The following is an 18,787-nucleotide window of genomic DNA, read 5'->3' on the forward strand; positions in this document are numbered from 1 at the left end:
AAGGTACTCCAGGGGATACCTAAGGGGGCGGCGGAGCCCCCTTAGGCGGACTTTTGGTTCCTTTTCGTCCGTCCGAAAAGGAACCCGTGGTGCGCGGCGGAACGCGCTCGTCATTCTTGCCGCTTGGAAAGCGGCAATTCCCGTCTTAGCCCCGCCGGGCACAGCGAGGCAAATCCAAAGCGCCCCGGAGGGGCGCGCAAAAAGCCCCGCCGGGCGCAGCGCGGCAAATCAGCTCTCCCCCGTCTGCTTGCGGCGGCGGTAGATGGTCGAGCGGCTGACGCCGCACAGCTTGGCAATCTCGGCGGCGGTCAGCTCCTTGCGCTGCCACTGGCAGAGCAGCTCGTCGAAGTGGTTGGGAAGCGACTTATGGGGGCGGCCGAACTCGACCCCGCGCGCCTTGGCGGCGGCGATCCCCTCGGCCTGGCGGCGGCGGATGTTCTCCCGCTCGTTCTGGGCGACGAAGGAGAGGAGCTGGAGCACCAGGTCGCTGATGAAGGTGCCGAGCAGGTCGCGGCTCTGGCTGGTGTCGAGCAGCGGCATGTCGAGCACGCGAATGTCGGCGCCCTTCTTTTTGGTGATGTTGCGCCACTCCTCCATGATCTCCTGGTAGTTGCGGCCCAGCCGGTCGATGCTTTTAACGATGAGCATATCCCCTTTTTTGAGCTTCCGGTAGAGCTTGCGGTAGGCGGGACGGTTGAAGTCCTTGCCGCTCTGTTTATCCACAAAGAGGAATTCCGGGCGCACCCGGGCCTCCGCCAGCGCGATGAGCTGGCGGTCTTCGTTCTGGTCCCGGGTCGACACCCGCGCGTATCCGAATATACGTGTCTCCAAAAATCCTTCCCTCCTCCGGCGCGGATACGCCGGCGACATCTCCCTGAAAACGTGTCATAAGATAGTATCACCGGGAAGGCCGATAAAACACCCGCCGCCCGCTTCTTTCCCGCCCCATACGCCCGTCCGGGCGGCGGGAGCGGGTGCAAATCCTGTTAAATCTGACAGAATCAGGGCAGTAAAACCCAAAGCGGCTCCAAACCGGATTTTGGTTTGGAGCCGCTTTGACAACAATATCCTTTTCAATTGTACCAGGACGCGGGGCCGGGCATGGATTTCTGTCGGCAAGCATGACGCTCGTTACCATAATGTCTCCGTCGGATACCCGTTCTCTTTGGTTTCACTATCATTCAACGATTGTACTGCCTATTATATAGGACTCCCCCGCGATTTGCAAGACCGGGCTTTCCGCTCAATGGAACCAGCCGTGCCCGAACCGCGCGAGCAGTGCGTCCGCCTCGGGCGGGCCCATCGAGCCGGGCTCGTAGTTCAGGACCGGCAGGCCCTCGGCGCGGCCGAGCTCCCGCAGGCGTTCGACGAACCGCCAGCTCGTTTCGATCTGGTCCCACTGGGAGAACCACGACCGCTCGCCGCGGATGCAGGCGCCGAGCAGCCGCTCGTACGCCTCGGGGGTGTTGATGCGGTTTTCGAGCGAGCAGCTCTGACAGAAATCCATCTTCGCCTGCGCGACCTCGTCGGTATCGCCGGGGCGCTTGATGTTGAACTGCAGGTAAACCCCCTCGGTGGGCTGGATCTTGATGAGGAGCACGTCGTGAGCCACGTCGGGGGAGGGACGGCGGAAGACGACTGCGACCTGCATCTCCCGCCGGCCGAGCTTTTTGCCGGTGCGGATGTAAAAGGGCGCGCCACGCCAGCGGTCGTTGTCGATGAAGAGGCGCAGCGCGGCGTATGTCTCGGTGGAGGAATCGGGCGCGACCGCCTTTTCCGCGCGGTAGCCCGCGTACTGCCCGAGCAGCAGGGCGTCGCGCACCCCGCCCGCCTCGGGCAGACGCAGAGCGCGCAGAACCTTGAGCTGCTCGGCGTGCATATCGGGGCCGGAGAACTGCGCGGGCCGCTCCATGGCGACGATCGACAGGATCTGGAACAGGTGGTTCTGCACCATGTCCTTGAGCGCGCCGCTCGTGTCGTAATAACCGCCGCGCGTGCCGACCCCCTCCTCCTCGAGGGCGGAAATCTGTACCGATTCGATGAACCGCGCGTCCCAGAGGTTGGTGAAGATGGGGTTGGTAAAGCGGATGGTCTGGATGTTGCGGACCATCTCCTTGCCGAGGTAGTGGTCGATGCGGTAGATGTTTTCGGGGTCGAAGAAGGCCTCCAGCCTGCGGTTGAGCTCCCCGGCGGCCGCGAGGCTTTCGCCGAACGGCTTTTCGAGGATGACCTTGCCCCGGCGCGCCCCGCGCACCGCGGCGAGCCCGTCGGCGATCACGCCGAAGAAGCGGGGCGCGACCGCGAGGTAGAAGATATGCCCGTCGACTCCCTCCGCCTCATAGTATTCCTCCAGCCCGGCGTAGGCCGCCGGGTCGGAAAAGTCCATCCGGTAGTAGCCGATGCGTCCGGCGAACCGGCCGAACGCCTCCTCGGAATAGGGCAGGCGGGCGTATTTGCGGACCCATTCCCGCGCGAGCTCGCGGTAGCCCTCGTCGGTGTAGTCCCGCCGCCCGATGATGAGGATGCGGTAATCCGCGCCCGGCCCACCGGACTCGCCGGCGTTGTAGAGGGCGGGCAGCAGCTTGCGGAAGGTGAGGTCGCCGGTGCCGCCGAAGATGGTGAACGCCTTCATAGTCCCTTCCCCCATTCGTGGTGGAAGCTGCCCTCCCGGTCGGTGCGCAGGAAGGTGTGCGCGCCGAACCAGTCGCGCTGTGCCTGGATGAGGTTCGCGCCGACATGCGCGCCCCGGAAGGCGTCAAGATAGGAGACGGCGGCGGTCATCGCGGGCAGCGGCAGCCCGGAGGCAATCCCCGCCCCCGCGGCGGCGCGCAGGCTCCGCTGGTTATCGGCGACCCGCGCGCGGAAGAATTCGTCCAGCATGAGGTTTTCGAGCCCCGGGTCCCGCCGGTAAGCGGCGGTGATGTCGTCGAGGAAGGCGGCCTGGATGATGCACCCGGCGCGGAAGATCGACGCGATCTCCCCGAGCCTCAGGTCCCAGCCGTACCGCCCGGACGCGTCGCGCAGCAGCGCGAAGCCCTGCGCGTAGGCGGCGATCTTCGCGGCGTAGAGCCCCTCGCGCACCTGCTCGGCAAAGGCTTCCCGGTCCCCCGCCCGCGCCGGCTCCGGACCGGGCAGCAGCTTCGCGGCCGCGGCGCGCTCCTCCAGCCGGTTGGAGAGGATGCGGGCGTTGCAGGCGGCGGTGATCATCGAGAGGTCCACCCCCTGCCTGAGCGCCTCGATGCTCGCCCAGCGGCCGGTGCCCTTCTGGGCGGCGCTGTCGACGATCCGGTCGATGAGCTCCCCCTCCGCCAGGTCGTCCCGTTCGCGGAAGACGCCCGCCGTGATGCCGACCAGGAAGCTGCGCAGCTCCCCCTCGTTCCAGCGTGCGAAGACGTCCGCCAGCTCCCGGTTGGAAAAGCCCCCCACATGCCTGAGCAGCAGGTAGCTCTCCGCGATGAGCTGCATGTCGGCGTATTCGATGCCGTTGTGCACCATCTTGACGTAGTGCCCCGCGCCATCCGGGCCGATGTAGGCGCAGCAGGGCTCTCCCGCCGCGCGCGCGGCCACCGCCTCCAGCACCGGGCGCACGAGCGGGTATGCCTGCTCGTCGCCGCCCGGCATGATCGAGGGGCCGTGCCGCGCGCCCTCCTCGCCGCCCGAGACGCCCACGCCGAAGTAGACGATCCCCTTCTTTTCGAGCGCGGCCTGCCGCCGCCGGGTGTCCTCGAAGAAGGAGTTGCCCCCGTCGAGGAGGATGTCCCCCTCCTCGAGCAGCGGCTCCAGCTGCCCGATAACCGCGTCGACCGGCGAACCGGCCTGGATCATCAGCATGACCCTGCGGGGCCGTCTGAGGGCCGCCACGAGCTCCTGGAGGCTGTAGAAGGGGGAGAGGTTCTCATGCGGGTGTTCCCGCATCACCTGTTCGGTCACCTCGCGGCTGCGGTTGTAGCCCGCCACCCGGAAGCCGTGGTCCGCCATGTTGAGCGCGAGGCTCCGGCCCATCACCGAAAGCCCCACCATTCCGATGTCAAAAAGCGCCTGCATCCGTCATCCATCCTTTCCCGCCGCCCCCCGGGGCGGCCTGAGCGTCTTCATTCGGGGCGTCGAGCACAACCGCCACCCCTTCGCACGCATCCACGCGCGCGCATTCCTTTCCGATGAGCCCCGTCTCCCGGTCGACCGTGAAGCACACAAGCCCGCCCGCGTTCCGGTTCGCCGCGAGAAGGAACCGCCCGTCGGGGGAGAGCAGGATGTCGCGCGGGTGGTCGCCTCCGCAGGGCGCGCGCTGGATCACCCGCGTGCGCGTCCCCCGGGCTTCGAGCACGGCGATCACGTTTTCCCCCCGCACCGAGACGTAGAGGAACCGCTCGTCGTTCGAGAGCCGCACGGCCGCCGCCTCGCTCCCCTCCCGCGCGCCGGGCGGCAGCAGCGGCTCGGCCCCGGCCGGGACGAACCCCTTCGGCCCCGCCCCGAAGCTGTAGAGCGTGTTGTCCCCCTGCGCCGCCACGAAAAGCCGCTCCCCCGCCCGGTCGAACACCCCGTGGCGCGGCCCGCTCCCCTTCGGGAAGGGGACGCTCCCCGCGGGGGCCAGGCTCTCCCGGTCGAAGAGGCGGATCTCGTCGAGGTTCATGCAGGGCACAAGCAGAAACCGCCCCCGCGCCAGCACCTGGTGGCAGCCGGCCCCCGGGGCGATCTCGATCCGCTTTTCAAAGAGCGGCGCGTCCGCCTCCAGCCGGTAGACGGTCACCGTCCCCTCGTGGAAGTTCGCGCCGTAGACCCGGTCCCCGTCAAAGGCGGTATAACAGCCGGGCGTCATCTCGCAGAGGTATTCGACGACGCAGGGCCCGCCGGAGGCGCGCAGGTCGGCGAGGCAGAGCCCCGCGCGGCTGCCCCGCCGCACCGGAGCGGCGAGCAGGCCGTCCCGCAGCGCGAGGTATTTGGCGTCGGGCGCCTCAAGGAGGAGCTCGGGCGCGGTGAGCGCGCCCGTCTCCCCGTCGAAGGAGAAGCGGAAAACGCCGCGGCTGCGCGGCGAATCGTAGGTGCCGAGATATCCCGTGAGAATTGCCATACCCGTCTCCTTTCCGTCTGTCACAAGCATGCCGCGGGGCCCGCCGGTTTATGCGCGTCCGCGGAATCGAAAACGATAACTGATACTGTTTACTTTTCTATCATATGCCGCGCCGCCCCGGTTGTCAAGGGGACGCACGCGCGGACATCCGGAAAATTCCATTCTCCAACTGTAATAATATCATTTACAGTTCAAATGTCAACCCCTTTTCCCGCAGACGCCCGCGAAAAAGCCCCGGGACCGCCAAGGCGGTCCCGGGGCGCGCGTGGTCCGTCAGAGGCCGAGCAGCGCCTGCGCCACCGAAAAATAGATGACGAGCGCGAACGCGTCCACGATCGTGGTGATGAGGGGAGCGGCCATGATGGCGGGGTCGGCTTTGAGCATCCGCGCGGCCATCGGGAGCACGCCGCCGATCGTCTTGGCCATGACGACGGTGGCAAAAAGGGCGAGCGCGACGGTCAGCGCAAGGGCGGGGCTTCCGGGATGGGTGATCAGCAGCCGCGCGAAGTTGACGGCGGAGAGCGCCGCGCCGACGACGAGGCTGACCCGCAGCTCCTTCCACAGCACCTGGAAGAAGTCGGCGGGCCCGATGTCACCGACGGCCATACCGCGGATGACCAGCGTGCTCGACTGACTGCCCGCGTTGCCCCCCGTGTCGGTGAGCATGGGGATAAAGGTGACGAGCAGCGGCATGGCGGCGAAGGCGGCCTCATAACGCCCGAGGATGCCGCCGGTGATCATGCCCGAAATCATGAGCACGAGCAGCCAGACGATGCGGTTTTTCGCGAGGGTAAAGACGCCGGTGCGCAGGTAGGGGCGCTCGGAGGGGACGATGGCGGCCATCTTCTCGAAGTCCTCGGTGGCCTCCTCCTCCATGACGTCCATCACGTCGTCGACGGTGACGATGCCGACCAGGCGGTTTTCCCGGTCGACCACCGGCATTGAGATGAAGTCGTACTTCATCATCCGCTGGACGGCCTCCTCCCGGTCCTCGGTCGTCTCGGCGGTGATCACGTCGGGCTCCATCAGCGCGCCGATCGTCTCGTCGTCCTGGGCGAGCAGCAGGTCCTTGACGGTCACGACCCCTTCGAGCAGACGCCGGTCGTCGATCACGTAGCAGGTGTAGATCAGCTCGCTGTCCTCGCCGGTGCGCCGGATGCGCTTGATCGCGTCCTGCACGGTCATCGACTTGCGCAGGTCGATGAACTCCGCCGTCATGATGCTGCCGACCGAGTTCTCGGGATAGTTGAGGAACTGGTTGATGAGGCTGCGGGTCTCGGGCGCCGCGCTTTTGAGTACCCGCTTCACAACGCTGGCGGGCAGCTCCTCGAGCATGTCGACCGCGTCGTCCACGAAGAGGTCCTCCACGATGGCGGAGAGCTCCTTGTCGGTGATCGACCCGACGATCACCTGCTGGGTCTCGGGCGGCAGGTTGGAAAAGACCTCCGCCGCCAGCTCCTTGGGCAGCGTGCGGAAGGCGAGGGTCGCCTTTTCCTGCGGAAGCCGCTCGATGAAGTCGGCGATGTCCACCTCGTTTTCCTCGGCGAGCGCGGCGCGCAGGCTGCGGTAATCGCGGTTTTCAAGGTACCCCATGAGCAGGTCGAAATCGTATTCCATTTCCATTGGTTCATCCTCCTGTCTGCTTTCGTTACAGCGAGGAAGCCCCAAACAGACAAAACCGCACGGGGACCCCGGCCAAACCCGGCGCCCCCGTACGGCGATATTCCTGCGGGATGCTATCTGCGGGAAAAATCAGGCGGAAACGCGGTTTTCCCGGCCCGCAACGGAACGTCGCTGTCTATTTTGGTACTTCGGCCGCAGTTATCCACTGATTTTTCCTCCTTTTTTGCTCAATTCGGCGATTTTTTCTGCAAAAATCCCCTAATACGAGAATAGCACTTTTTCACGCCCGTTTCAACCGTTTTTCACCGTTTTATTTGCATTATCGAAAAATCCGCGCTCCTTGCCCATCCCATTCCGCACGCCGTCCATGCGCAGAAAAAACCGGCCCCGCTTTCCGGAGAAAGCGGAACCGGCAGGGAAACGCATGGTTACGGATCCTGTTTCCGCCGCGCGCAGAGCGCGGCGGCCGCGCCCGACGACGCGAGCAGCGCAAAGAGCAGCGCGGGCGGCAGGGAGCCGTCGCCCGTGTCGGGGATCGGCGAGACCGGGATGGGGATCTCCTCGATGATCTTCACGTCGAGCGGGATGAGCGGGCGCAGGATGCCGCCGGAATCGCCCGAACCGCCGCCCGAACTCCCGCCGCCCGAGGGCGCCTTTTCAATCGTGAGGAAAAAGGCGGTCGAGGCCTGGAGCCTGCCGTCCTCGCCGAGCGTGAAATCGCCCGGGTCCCCCACCTCGGTGCCCGAGGGGCTGCCGGTCTCCTCCTCCGGAGTGCCCGCCCGGCCGGCGGCCGCCGGAAGGGACGGATCGATCACCTCTCCCGTATCGTCCGGCGCGGCCAGCGCCGTCACGCCGGGAAGCAGCAGGCAGAGGCTCAGGAGACACCCCGCAAGCAGCCTGATCATTCGTTTCATTCTGGTCCCTCCCCTGTCAGTTTAAAACCGTGATGGTCATTTTGGCGCCCGCCGAACCGACGTACTCCTCCGTTTCGAGGGCGTAGGCGTTGAAGACCGCGGTCGCGAGATATTCGCCCTTTTCCAGCTCCACGTCGAGCTTAGCCGACTGGATGTGGTGGTTGGGCTCGATGAGCCCCGTCTGGTAAATCAGCTCGCCCGTGTCGTCCAGCGTGATCTGCACCTGCATGAGGTACTGGTTGCCCGGCACGTTTTCGATCTGGAGCGGTCCTTCCGCCTTCCCGTTCGTAAAGGTGGGCGTGGTGTTGATCGAAATGTTGAACATCCCCTCGTCCACCACCCGGTTGAGCTCGGCGATGATCTCTTCCTCCGTCTTGTTTTCCAGTTGCCCGGCCAGCGCGGCCGTATCCCGCACCATGCCGGACGGCCCCGCCTTCGGGGTCCGCAGCAGGATGACCAGCAGGACGACCAGCGCCGCCGCCAGCAGCACGCAGGCCGCCAGCAGCAGCTTTTTGCCGCCGTCCGTCCGGGCTTCGGCCCTCTCGGGCGTCTTTTGCTCTTCCATACCTTCGACCGCCTATCCTCTGTTTTTTCTATCGCAACCGCCCCTGCGGGCGCGTGTATTCTAAATTTGGGGCGCGGGGAAACCCCGCGGGCTTCGGTGGGTATTCTTGTAAAAGGGGCCCCGGGCCCCGCGCGGAAGGCTTCCGCGCGGGGTTCCCGGAGAAATGTCTCAGGTTAAGTGCAAACAGGATATGAATCCGATTACGCGGCGGCGATCGTGTAGGTGACCTTGACGGCCAGCGCGTTGGCAGTGGAATCGCCCTTCGCGACGAAGCACTCGAGCGGGAGCATCTTCTTGACCGGGTCGGTAACGCCTTCCGCCGGGGCGTTGACAGTCCAGTCGGCGGCGGCCGGGGCGGTGATCTCCTCGTGGACGCTCACGCCGTTGATATAGAGGACTAACTGTTTCGCGGTCAGGTTGTTGTCGCCGGGCTTGTAGTCCGCAATGTTCAGCTTGCCGGCGGTCAGGGTCGGGCTGCCGATCGAGGTCGGGGCCTTCAGCGTCCAGCCGTTCTGGCCCGCGGATGTGATGTTCGTCACCTTGACGGCGATCTTGCCCTTATTCTCGATGCGGTACTCGGTCGGCTCTGCGGCGGAACCGTCGGCGCCGTAGCCGTACATGGCGACGGAGAGCGGAATCGAGACGTTGATCTGGGAGTTCAGATCGGGGTTGGTCGCGTCTTTATCGACCGTGAGGTTGAACGAGGTGTCCGCGCTGTACTTACCGTCCGCATCCGGGCTAATCTGCGTGGGGTCCGCCACGCTGGTTTCGCCGGCAGCGAAAGCGGTGATGCTCAGGGTCAGAACGATGGATACCGCGAGAAGAACTGCTAACATTTTTTTCATGATTTTTGACCTCCTGATGTTGATATGATATGGGTTTTATAATGACGTTTGATGAATGACCGTTTCGCTCGCATTCCCCCTTCTGCCGATACGCGGCCGCCTCAGCCTCCCACTTCCAGTTGGATCTTTGCGGCCGCCTGGCCGACGCGGGTGTGCGCCTCATCCTGAGCGTAGGCGGTAAATACCGCGGTTGCGTAATAGAAACCCTCGGGCAGCTCCTCGTCGAGCCTGATTTTCTGTATGTATTGGCCCGGCTTGATGCCCTTGGATTGGTAAACGGTTTCCCCGGTGTCGTCCAAAACGATTGACACCGTCATGTTGTAGCGGTTTCCCGGGACGTTCTCGATGTTCGCGACGCCCTCGCCTTTTGCGTCCGGGAAGGTGATGTAGGAATTGATCGCGATGTTGAACATGCCTTCGTCCACCACCCGGTTGAGCTCGGCGATGACCTCCTCCTCGCTCTTTCCCGGCAGCGCGCCGGTCAGCGCGCTCACGTCAAAGAAGCTGTCCTGCCGGTGGCTGCTGCGCCACCAGAAAAATCCCGCAGCCGCTGCCGTGACCAGAACAACCGCGATTCCCGCGGCAAGCCATGCGCGTCCCCGCTTTTTCCGCGGGGCGCTTTCGGTCTCGTTCATTTCACATCACCTCCTCAGCTCACGCTCTCGGGCGAGATGCCCACCGTATAGGTCACCTGGGCGAGCTGCTTCCCGGTCGTGCTGTCCTCGCCCTTGGCGATGTAGCTCTCGATCGCGATCGGGTAGGAGACCCACGCCCCCTCGGACGCCGCGCCCGCGATCGCCCAGCCGGTGAAGTCCGCGCCCGCCATCCAGCTTCCGCCCGCGGAAGCGGTCGTGATCTGCTGGTCCGCCAGCCGCAGGGTCGCCTGCCCGTGGGACATCTGGTTCTTGTTGACGAGGTAGGTCCTGTCCGCACCGTCCACGAAGGAGGAGGGGTCCATGAGCCGGAAGTCCGAAGCGGCCTCCGCCGAGAGCCCCGTCACCTTGATCGGGAAGTTGGAGCCGTTCTGGATGCCGTAGTTCGTCGGGACCGCCACCGAGCCGTCCGCGCCGTAGCCGTAGGACTGGACGGTGAGCGGCAGGGTCGCGTTGATCGCCGCGGGCTGCATCAGGAATTTGACCTCGGCGGAGCTTTCGGCTTTTTTCGTCTCCGTGCCGCCGTCCAGCAGCGACAGGTTCATGCCCAGTGTGCCGGTGTGCCGCTCCGCGATCGCATTGGCGTTATATACCTCTATTTTGAAAGGATGTGCCTCATTGGCCGCCACGTCGACCGACATTTGTGTATCGCCCGGACTGACGCTCATGTATTGGGTACCGTCATGCCGCATGAACGCAATGTTCTTCATGGCGTCTTCGCTGCCCCAGGTGGTCCGATATATCTGGGGATTGACATAATTGGTGGTTCCCCAGTCGATAGTAAATCCATCGTCCGGGGTATACTGGTAGCTTCCCACCCCCAGCTTCATGGCCTTGTTATAACCACTGCGCACCGTGAAGGTCGCCGCGTCGTTGGGAACCATCGACGCCAACTCGATCGAAGTGGTCAGCGCGTCGTTTCCGGCGCTGTAGGCGAGCTCCCAGAGGGAGAGCACCGCCGGGTCGCTTCGCAGGGTTTCCGCGGAGTCGCCGGTCCCATACACCGCCTCGACCTGGTATTCGCCCGCGCCGTCGGCAAGCGTCGGCGTGAAGGAAACCGTCACGGTATTGGGGTCGCCGGCGGCGGGTAACGCCAGGATCGCACCGGCCACATAGGCGTTCTTCGTCTTATTGAAGATGCGGTAGCCCGTCGGGGTGTCGCCCGCCGTCGTGATTGTGAAGGACGCCGGGGTTCCCAGCTTCACGAAGGCGTCTTCGGGCTGGGCTGTGATCGAGCGCGGATAGCCGAGCTCAATGACCTTTTTGTCCGAGGCCCGAATGACGAACGCGAATGTGTGGTACTCGGCGTGCGCCAACGAGAATTTGCCGAGCTGGTCGGTCGCGTCGTTCGTCACGCTTGAATCAAAGACGACAATCGGGCGGCCGAGATAGCAGTCTCCCCCATCCAGGGCCACGGGGATGCTCGCGCCGGAGGGCAGGTTCGCCGTGACATTGATCTGTGTTTTGCCGCCCAGGAAAATCTCCTGGCCCTCCCCGAAGCTCAGGTCGGACGAGCCGTTCAACGTCAGGGAGCGGGTCGACGTGGAGGTCATACAGATTCCGCCACCGCCGCCTCCGCTGTTGCCCGAGAAGGACCCGCCGTTCATTTCGAAGCCGATAAGCGCGTAGATCCCCCCGCCGAGCGTCGCTGTGTTGTTCTCATAGGTGCAGCGGTTCAGCGTGGTCGTTTGGGAAAAGTTTTGCATATACACGCCGCCGCCGTTTCCCGAGGCTGTGTTGTTGGAGAAAACGGTATTGCTGATCTCGTGCTTGCCCGAGGACAGATACAGGCCCGCACCGTTCGGCGCGGTGTTTTCGGACAGCGTCGAGCCGGTCATCGCAAGCGTTCCACTGACATAGACTCCGCCGCCGTTATATGTGCCGTTCAGCCCCGCCTCACAGTTTGAAACCTCCGCGTTTGTAATGGTGCAGGTACCGCCGTTGACAAAGACGCCGCCGCCGTTGAGATCCGCCGTACACTTGGTTACGAGGCTTCCGGCGTTCATCACCACTGTTCCGGCGCCGTAGTTGTATACTCCTCCGCCTGCGCCGTCGGTGCTGTTATTTTGGAGTACCGCGCCCTCATTCATCATGAGGGTCCCGCCCGCTGAAATGTTGATGAGTTCATGTGCCTTAATCCCGGGTGCGATCACGGAAGTTTTGCCCGAAGTGATCGCGTAGCGGTGGCCGTCGATCGTGATGTTTTCGAGCGTCAGGGTGCCGCCGTCCACGATCGAGAAGAGTGACACGCCATTTTTCAGCGCCTCAAAACCTGTCGGCGGATTGGTGGGCTTGGAGTAGCGCCGGATGGTCACCGGAGCTCCCGCGTCATAGGTCGCGCCGCCGACATAGCAGTACCTGCCGCTGAGCTCGACAGACGAGTCGACCGTCACGGTATTGACGATATAGAGGGTGTTCGCGTTATTGGATTTCATCTTCTCATAGGCCTTGCCCAGCGTCTTGACCGCCTGCGCCGGGCTTACGCCCGTCCGCGTATCAAGGCCGTTGACACCGTCGAGATAGACCGCGCCCTTGGCCGCGAGCACCAGGTTACTGCCGCTCGCGTTCAGGTAGAAGGCCGCCGACACCGCCTCGCTGAGGGTGTATTTCGGCGTTTCCACCGCCGCCGTCGGCGTTGAGGAGTAGGCCACCACGGCACGGTTTTCCTTGGCGCTCGCGCTGTCGATGCCGATCGTCAGCGCGGTGTTCCCAATCGTATTGCCCGGCACGCTGATGACCTTGCCCGTGCCGTTCAGGTAGACCTCTCCCGCGATCGACGGGCCGCCGCTGAGATTGAGCGCCGAGCCGCTGTGGTGGATCGCCGCGCCCTGCGGCGCCTTCATGTTCGCGATCGTGCCGCCGGTCATCGTCAGAATTCCCGTGCCGCTCGTCGCCACCGCGCCGCCGTTTCCGGAGGCGTTGTTGTTATCCTTGAGCACCGCGCCGCTCTGGACGGACACGGTTCCGCCGCTGATCGAGATCAGCGGGGCCACCGCCGTCACGGCCGGGGCCTGGACGGTCTCCTTGCCCTGCGTGACCGCGGCGCTGTGACCGTCGACCGTGAGGCCCTCGGCGAGCGTCAGCGTACCGCCCGTGACATTGATGAGGGTACCCGTATTGCTTCCCGTCGTGAAGGCAGCCGGTTTGGAGTACCGTTTGATCGTCACCGGGCCGCCCGCGTTATAGGTCGTGCTGCTCTCGGTGTAGCTCCGGCCCAGCGTGATCGTGCTGCTGACCGTAACCGGGTTCACCACGTAGATGGTTCCGCCGCCCGTGCCCGCCAGCTTCTGGTATGCCTCGCCCAGCGTCTTGACCGCCTTGGAGGGTTCCGTACCGTCGCCGCTCGCGGCGCTGCGGGTTCCGTCGACGTAGATGCCGCCCTTCTCCTGGAGTTCGAAGACCTTGGTATCCGTACTTCTGCGGGCGAGCTTATAGAGCGGCGCGACGTCGTCCGAAAGGGTGTATTTCGCCAGCTCGGTATTGAGATTCAAGCTGGTGGGCGCGGTGGTGTAGGTCACGACCGCGCGCGCCGCCGCCGCGTCGTCCATGTCGAGGCTGAGCGCGGTCCCCGCGCTGCCGGCGACGCCGACGGTCTTGCCCGTGCCGAGATAGACCTCTCCCGAGACGGTCGCCGCGGATTTCACGTTGAAGGTCCCGTTTTGGTAAACCGCGCCGCCCTGCTTCGCGGCCGTATTGGCTATGGTGCCCGCGTTCAGGTTGAAGGCGCCGCTGTCGATGCGCACCGCGCCGCCGTTTCCGGAGGTGCTGTTGTTTTGCAGCGTCGTGCCGGCATTCATATTCACCGTGCCGCCGTTCAACCGGATGATCGAGCCCGTCGCCGTAAAGTCGATGTCCTGACTGTGGCGGCCTTCGATCGTGATCGTACCGAGATTCAGCGTTGCGCCGGTGGGCACGACGATCATATCCCCGTAGTAGGGATCGAATTCGTCCTTGCCCGCGACCGAGAACCCGGAGTACCGGCGCAGGGACTTGCCGGTAGGCAGGGTCCAGCTCTCCGTGCCACTGACGGTCACGGGGCCGGAGATGTAGATCGCCGTGCTGCCGGAAGTCAGGGCAGCCGAAGCGGCCGCAAAGTTATTGAACGCCTTGTCGGGCGTGCTGCCGTCCCCGGACGCCGTCTTGGTTCCATCGAGGAAGACAATGCTCTGCAGGACGATGTTCTTTCCATCCTCGCCGAGGATGGAACCGGATTTGGATGTGTAGAAATTCTTCAGATATGCCGTTACGCTTGAAAGTTCCGAACCGTCCGGCTTGACCACGACGCCCCCGGACTTGAACGAATCGGCCAGACTGACCTCATACTGCCGGGACGTCTGGGAGATCAGGCGTGAAACCTGAAGCGGATAAGAGGTTCCCGACAGATAGATGTCGCCCGAAATATCGGCTCCGCCGCCCTGCAGCTCGAAGCCCGGGCTTGCGACGTAGACCCCCGCGCCGTTTCCGCCGGAACTGACGGTATTGTCCGTAACAGCGCCGCGCACCGCGACGAACTCCGCATTGCTTCCGGTCAGATAAACGCCGCCGCCATATTGGGCAGTGTTTCCGGTAATCCGCGTGCCATTGAACTCTGCCTTTGTGTAGTCGTTCAGGCAGATTCCGCCGCCGCCATAGGCGGTCGTGGTGCCCTTCGCGGTATTGCCCGAGATGGTTCCGCCGTTCAGCTGGATATTGCCGATGGCGCCGGAACTCCCCGCGGCCGCGTAGATGCCGCCGCCGCTGCGCGCCGCGTCGTTTCCGGAAATTGTTCCGCCGTTGAGCGTGATTCCCGCACCCTTTACAAGGGAAACGCCGCCGCCGCCCGAAGTCGCCGTGGTTCCATTCGCGTGGTTATTCGAAATGGTGCCGCCGGAGATGGTGAGGGACGCCGTTGCGTCGCCCACGCAGATGCCTCCGCCCGAAGCCGCGGTCTCGTTGCCGTAAATCTTGCCGCCGGTCATATCGAATTTCGCATTTTTGCCCAGGTAAATGCCGCCGCCGCCATTGCTGCTGGCGCTTCCGGTTGCGTTGTTGTTATAGATTTCAGCGGCGCCGCTTACCTTAAAAGAGTCGATCCCCGTGGAGGCGGACGTCTGAAGATAGACGCCTGCCCCCTGGACAGCCCGGTTCCCGTAAATCTTCGTGCCGTCTCCCAGCGTGATTTTTAACGCGCTGGTGTCCTCGGAGGATGTCGTTGTGTTGTATGCTTGGATGCCGGGACCGTAGTTATAAGAAATCTGGCCGCCGGTGATTTCGACGGTGCCGCCGCTTGCGTAAACCCCGCCGGCGGGGTTCGCATCCGTAAAGCTGTCCCCGCCGACCTTCGCGTCACCGCTCATCTGAAAAGTCCCGCCGCTGACGGAAACACCGCGTCCGCTCTTATTGGCCGAAATCTGGCCGCCGCTCATGTTGAAGGTCCCGCTGGAAACGATCACGCTGCCGTTCGTCGACGAATAAGCGGAATTGTTTGTGATTTTGGCCGAACCGCTCATATTGAACGTTGATTTATAACTAAGGGAAACCGCCGCATCAGAATAACCCGTACCCTTTGAATTCTGGATGACGCCGCCGCTCATCGTGAAGGTTCCGCTCCTGACCTGTACCCCTCCGGCATTTCCATCGAGGGTCCCGCTTGTCATGACACATTTGGCGGAATCGCCGTAAACCACAACACCAAATTCTTTGTTGTTGGAGATGGTGCCCCCGGAGATATTGAGGGTCCCTGTCCCATCTTCATATTGCTTGGGGACCCCCACGCCGCACCCATTGTTGTTGGTGACGACGGCGCCGCTGTTGAGGTTCATGGTCCCGCTCTTTATGTAAACAATGGAATCCGTCGAGCTGGTGAACGCGCTGGCATTTCCGTCGAGTGTAATATTTCCCAAAGTAAGGGTGCCGCCGGTCACCTTGAAGAAGGGCTGCGTATAGCCCTGCGCACGCTGCAGGACCGGCGTCCATGTCGCGCCGTCGTTATTCGTTACAGCGGTCGTCGACCAGGACTGCGATCCCGAGCTGATCTCCACCGGCGCCCGGCAGAAAAGAATTTTTGCGCCGGACTGCTTGGACTTCAGCAGCGTCAAGGCACGGCTCAGGGACTTGACCGCCGTGTCTACGCTTTCGCCGTCCGCGGTGTCGTCGCCGTCTCCCGCCAGATAGATGTTCAGCCCCCCGGCGACAATATTGGGAGATTCCCCGCGCAGCGTCAGGCTTTGCTTGCTGGCGGTGCTGAGCGGGAAGCGCGACAGGTAACTTGCCGCGTCGGCCGTTCCCGCCAGGCCCTGCACCACCGTCTTGCCGACAAATGTGTCGGGGAGGGCAAGGGTATATTTATTGGCACCGGTCAGAGCGCCTGTAAGGACGATCGGCCGCTCCGTATTCTGTAGCGAAACACCCGACGAAACAGACGGACTTCCTGCCATCTTCAGGGTACCGCTGACCAGCAATCCGGCCGTGCCGGCGGTCGCCGTGTTGGTTCCAATGCTGGCCGAACCGCTCATGGCAAAGGTCCCGGCGGTTGTCGCGTCGCCGTAGACGTACACGCCGCCGACACTCTTGGCCTTGTTGCTGTAGATGCTGCCGCCAGACATGTTAAAGACCCCGGTTCCTTCCACACTGACGCCGCCGGTATCCCGCCCATTATCTTCTCCCGTCGATGCGGTGTTGCTGTAGATGCTGCCGCCCGTCATGTTGATGGTGCCGCCGCTCTGGCGGATCGCGCCGAAGAATCGGGCTGTATTGCCGAAAATGCTGCCGCCGGAGAGATTGCAGACGCCGCCGGAAACACGGACCGTTTGCTGGCCTGTGGCGGTTCCAGAGGGCTCTTTGTTGGCGGAAATCGACGCGCCCGATTGCAGGTTAAAGGTCCCGTCCTGCACCCAGAGAACGCATCCACCCGTAGAAAGGGAATCCCTGTTAAGGATGTTGTTTGTCAGTTTGCTGCCGTTTGCCATGGTCAGGCTTCCGCCCGATACCACCACGACAGGGCCGGTTTTCGTGTCGTGGTTTTGCAGCGTGACCCCGGTCCCCAAGGTCACCGATCCGCCGGACATTGCGAGCAGCCCCGTCTGGCTTCCGGTATTCTTTGCAGAGCCGTACAGGCCGTCGAACGTTACGTTTTGGAGCGTAATGCCCCCCGACTGCCCTTCCACCAGGGGACCGATCTCCAAGTCATTCATCATCAGCCTCTGGAGCGTCGCGCCGCCGAAGTCGACCGTCCCTTCATCGGTGAGGACCTTCACCGTGCTGCAGACGTAGACGATCTTGTCGTCATCGCTGCCAAGGCCGGTTACCTTCTGCGCCGCCGCGCCCAACGTCTTTACCGCTGTGGCGGGGGTCAGGCCGTTCCGGCTGTCGTCGCCGGACGAGCCATCCACGTAGACGCCCGAGCCTACCAGAATCAGGTTGTTGCCCGACGGACCGATCGAATATTTTCCTTCCGCGTCCACAAAATTCGACGCGCAGTCTGCCGCGCTGGAGAGGTCTCCCGCCGGTACGACGACAACACTTCCAGAGCCAAAGTATGGTACTCCGCTGTAATTGCTGCCCGGCTGAAGGTTGTACACCTTCCCGGCGGCCGGTTTTGCCAGAAGGTTTACAACCGCGCCGTTATCGCCCAGATAAATTTTCCCGTTGATCACGGCTTTTGTCGGGTCAAATTGAAATCCCGTTCCCGCTACGTTCACCGCATTCCCTGACGCGGAAGTAATCGTACCGCCAATTGCCGTAAAAGTCGCGTTGGAATACGGTCCCCCACTGACATAAACGCCGTTTGCACTGGTTGAGGAGGATGCTGTGGCGATGGACCCTCCTTCCATCACAAACGCTGCGTTGGTAGTGATGTATACCCCCCATCTGCATCCGCTTATCGACGCGTTCCCGGACATGGTAAACGTGGTGCCCTCGCCGCTGACATATAGGCCATCCGTATACATGCCGCCGGCAATTTCGCCGCCGTCCATCGACAATGTGGAACCGGCCCCGCTCGCTTTGACAGCATAGCAGGATGAAGAGCCCCACTTGCGGAACGTGGTGCCTCCATGGATGGTCACGGAACCGCCTTCAACAAGAACGATGTTATTGCTCACAGACGCGCCGTCCAGAATGATGTCCTGAAGTGTCAGGCTTCCGGTACTCGATACGCTGATCATGTCTCCGGTCAGGGAATCGCGCGTTACGACCACGCCTTCCGGATAACCGGAGGACGTCGGGAAGGACCAGGTTGCAGCTGTAGTAACCGGGATCGGCTTGGTTCCGGTGATACGGATTTCCTTGAGCTGGGTGTCCCTGATCAGCTGGCTTGCCCTTGCGAAGGTCTTTACCGGACGGGAAGAAAGGTCTCCGTCGTTGCTGTCTGAGCCGTCCGCCGAGAGGTAGACGGCTTTATCCGCATAGTCCGCCAGCTTATATGCTTCGATGTATTTTGTGGTGCCCCGCGCGCGCAGGCCCCATCCGGTATTGTTATCGATCGAGATTTCAAAGTAGGTTGCCGCATCCGCGGCTGTGAGGGAGGAAGCGGTCACCTGAACCACATCAAAGGGATTCGTGCCGCTCACGTGCTCGTCGGAAACGCTGAGGCGATAGAGCGCACCGTCGTTTGGTTTCCCACTGAGCTGGAGCAGCTTGGTGGAACCTGTTTCGAAACGGATGGCGGCATCGTTGAGCATCTCCACGCCGGCGCCAAAGATGAGCTGGCCGTTGCTGGTAACGCGAATCATTTCGCCGGCACCGTCGAGTTTCAGGTTGGTAAATTGGACTACCTTATCCGGTCCGATGCCAAAGATTGGGTTCGTATGCCCGAAACGCTTGATCGTTGCATTTTTCCCATCGAACGAGAAGGACGACGCCTCACCCGTTCCAATTGTCCACTGTGCCATATTGTGGATGATACCGTTGTCCTGTATAAGCTCGATCGCTTTTGTGAGCGTCTGGACAGGCTTATCCTTGGAGCCGTCTCCGGTCGTATCGTTACCGCCGGGAACTTCCACCCCATCCACAGTGGTGCTGGATGCGTTGGGGTTCCAGTAAGCTTCCGCCAGCGTCCCCGTGATCGCAAGCGGTTCAGGCGCGTCCAGGGACATCGTGGTCAGCAGGTTTTCGCCGCGGAACGCCTTGACGGTGTACAC

10 protein-coding genes are annotated in these 18,787 nt (G+C 63.0%); all 10 read right to left on the minus strand.

Features of this window, described 5'->3' with window-relative positions; translation table 11 throughout:
- Nucleotides 1-228 precede the first annotated feature (228 nt).
- Nucleotides 229-870: a recombinase family protein gene (locus tag RCI06_RS11910; RefSeq protein ID WP_373690859.1), complete on the minus strand. Its 642-nt coding sequence runs from the start codon at nt 868-870 to the stop codon at nt 229-231.
- Between the two features lie 373 nt (nt 871-1,243).
- Nucleotides 1,244-2,632 (minus strand): glucose-6-phosphate dehydrogenase, encoded by a 1,389-nt coding sequence (gene zwf / locus RCI06_RS11915; protein WP_276872553.1) that lies wholly within the window; start codon nt 2,630-2,632, stop codon nt 1,244-1,246.
- The gene (gndA, locus tag RCI06_RS11920; protein WP_101551767.1) at nt 2,629-4,044 is read right to left on the minus strand and encodes an NADP-dependent phosphogluconate dehydrogenase; all 1,416 of its coding nucleotides are present in this window, start codon (nt 4,042-4,044) and stop codon (nt 2,629-2,631) included. The genes zwf and gndA overlap by 4 nt, the downstream gene beginning before the upstream one ends.
- Nucleotides 4,028-5,068 (minus strand): beta-propeller fold lactonase family protein, encoded by a 1,041-nt coding sequence (locus RCI06_RS11925; protein ID WP_306576199.1) that lies wholly within the window; start codon nt 5,066-5,068, stop codon nt 4,028-4,030. The genes gndA and RCI06_RS11925 overlap by 17 nt, the downstream gene beginning before the upstream one ends.
- A 273-nt stretch (nt 5,069-5,341) precedes the next feature.
- The gene (gene mgtE, locus RCI06_RS11930) at nt 5,342-6,691 is read right to left on the minus strand and encodes a magnesium transporter (RefSeq protein WP_306576200.1); all 1,350 of its coding nucleotides are present in this window, start codon (nt 6,689-6,691) and stop codon (nt 5,342-5,344) included.
- 428 nt (nt 6,692-7,119) lie between these two features.
- On the minus strand, nt 7,120-7,605 hold the full coding sequence (locus RCI06_RS11935) for a hypothetical protein (protein WP_306576201.1): 486 nt from the start codon (nt 7,603-7,605) through the stop codon (nt 7,120-7,122).
- A 16-nt stretch (nt 7,606-7,621) separates the two neighbouring features.
- Nucleotides 7,622-8,170, minus strand: a complete 549-nt coding sequence (locus RCI06_RS11940) for a hypothetical protein (RefSeq protein WP_101551774.1) — start codon at nt 8,168-8,170, stop codon at nt 7,622-7,624.
- Nucleotides 8,171-8,370: 200 nt separating this feature from the next.
- Entirely contained in the window at nt 8,371-9,015 is a 645-nt protein-coding gene (locus tag RCI06_RS11945) for a hypothetical protein (protein WP_101551776.1), read from the minus strand.
- A gap of 101 nt (nt 9,016-9,116) precedes the next feature.
- Nucleotides 9,117-9,650, minus strand: a complete 534-nt coding sequence (locus RCI06_RS11950; RefSeq protein WP_306576202.1) for a hypothetical protein — start codon at nt 9,648-9,650, stop codon at nt 9,117-9,119.
- A 14-nt stretch (nt 9,651-9,664) separates the two neighbouring features.
- On the minus strand, nt 9,665-18,379 hold the full coding sequence (locus RCI06_RS11955; RefSeq protein WP_306576203.1) for a hypothetical protein: 8,715 nt from the start codon (nt 18,377-18,379) through the stop codon (nt 9,665-9,667).
- Nucleotides 18,380-18,787: the final 408 nt, after the last annotated feature.

The organism is Anaerotruncus massiliensis (ex Togo et al. 2026), from assembly GCF_030825285.1.
Lineage (GTDB): Bacteria > Bacillota > Clostridia > Oscillospirales > Ruminococcaceae > Anaerotruncus > Anaerotruncus massiliensis.